The following is a 1888-nucleotide window of genomic DNA, read 5'->3' as shown; positions in this document are numbered from 1 at the left end:
GAGCAGGTCGGCCTGGGTGTACAGCCAGGATCGGGATACCCCGGCCTGAGTTGGGTCATGTGCTTAGTGCCTTGGTCGCGTCTGTTGTAGCGCCTCGACGAGCGCGGCCTCATCCGGGGTCAGCGCTGGCGGGATGATGGTGATGACGCCGTTGATCTCGACGGTGGCTGAGCGCAGTGGCTTGAGGGTTCGCAGGACGCGGCGCAGGGACAGCCCGGTCCGGTGCTGTACCTCGCGGCCGACGGCCAGGGCGGTGAACACGATGGTGAGGTGGGCTTCGATCGCGTCTCGAGTGCGCGCGAACATGGGCCGGGCGCGCAGGTCGGTCTTGGACATCCGGAACGAGGCCTCGACGTGCCACAGGTCGTGGTAGGACGCGATGACCTCGCTGGCGGGCATGAGGTCGCGGGGGATGTTCGTGACGTAGCCCTTCAAACCGACCAGTCGCCGCGCCCGTGCCAGCGACGCCTCGTCCAAGGACCTCGTGCCGTTGCTGGTCTTGACGAACCGCGGTGCCCTGGCGGACTTCTCGCCGGCGACGACGGCTTTGGCGCGGTTCTCCTGCAACGTCAGGGTGTGACGGTCGCGGGTCGCGCGTTTCCTGGAGTACGCCCACACCGCCCGCCACGACCTCTGGTGCACCGCCGGGTCCCACACCGGCTCGGCCTTCTTGGTGATGTCGTTGACCGCGGCCGCGGCCTTCGTCGAGACACGTGGGGTGATGGTGTCGATGATCTGTCCGTCGGTGAACGCGTCCCCGTGCCAGCGGAAGTGGGAGGCGAGGTCGTTCGGGGCCTTGGTGGCTCGGGAGCCGACGATGAACCGCAACCCGGCCTCGTCGAGGTCTTTGAGGTTGGACGCGGACAGCATCCCGGCATCAGCCACCACGACCATGTCGGCCAGGTTGTGCCGTTCCTGGAACGCCTGGACGATCGGGACGATCGTGGTCGTCTCGGCCTTGTTTCCCTCGTAGCAGCCGATCTCGAGCGGGAACCCCTGCCGGTCGACGAGGAGACCGACGACGATCTGCGGGTCGACCCGCCGCTCCTTGGAGTACCCGACCTTCCGCAGCTCGTCCTCGTGCTCGGCCTCGAAGTACAACGTGGTGACGTCGTACAACACCAACGACACATCCCCGTCGGTGGCGGCGTGGGTGAAGCACGCGGTGGCGACCTGGTCGCGGTAGGAGCCTTGATGAGCCCGCCGCAGGGTGCGCTTGCGCGTCGACAGACTCACCGCCTTCTGGCCCAGCTCCGCCAGCACCCGATCCACGTCGAGCAGGCTGGTCGGCTCCACCACCCGGGCAATCACCAAGTCCCGGAAGCTGTCATCGCCCACGACGTCCAAACCCAGGCTCGCGTACACCCCGGCCAACACCTCGAACAGCAGACCCGAGGAGGTCTTGAGCACCCGCGACCGCGACACCAACGGCCGAGCCGACGACCCTGACCCAGCGCCGGGAAGCAACGACAGCGGCTGCGGCGGGCCCACCATCGTGGCCTTCGCCGCGACCGGTGTGATCCCCAGGTCCAGCACACCCTGCCGGTCATCATCCAGCAGCCGACGCGCCCGCTCCATCAGCAGGCCCAGGTCGGCCTCGTCCCGAGCCGACCCGACATGACGCACGATCCGGCGTTGCCCAGCAACCGACTCCGCGATCTGCACCGCCGTGGCACCCGAGGCCGTCCGCACCCGCCGAACCCACGCCACGCGCGCCCCTCACCACCCGAATTAGTGCCTTAACGACACACTAACCGAGCGAATCGCCGCAGGTCAGAGCGATCCCGCATCCCGCAAACCGGTCAGGTGACCCAAGTCAGGGCGGATCTCCCGGTTGAGCCGTTCGTTGGTTATCTTGAGCCACTGGCCGGGCTGGTGCCTTGACCTG

Annotated in this window: 1 protein-coding gene; it reads right to left on the bottom strand. The window is 67.7% G+C overall.

Annotation, left to right across the window (positions count from 1 at the left end):
* Positions 1-63: 63 nt before the first annotated feature.
* Positions 64-1710, bottom strand: a complete 1647-nt coding sequence (locus ABD225_RS15790) for an IS1634 family transposase (protein WP_425564465.1) — start codon at positions 1708-1710, stop codon at positions 64-66.
* Positions 1711-1888: the final 178 nt, after the last annotated feature.

Origin of the sequence: Nostocoides veronense, from assembly GCF_039531185.1 — a bacterium.
Classification (GTDB): Bacteria; Actinomycetota; Actinomycetes; order Actinomycetales; family Dermatophilaceae; genus Nostocoides_A; species Nostocoides_A veronense.
Note: the sequence above shows the minus strand (reverse complement) of the source record. Positions and strands in the feature narration are given on the sequence as shown.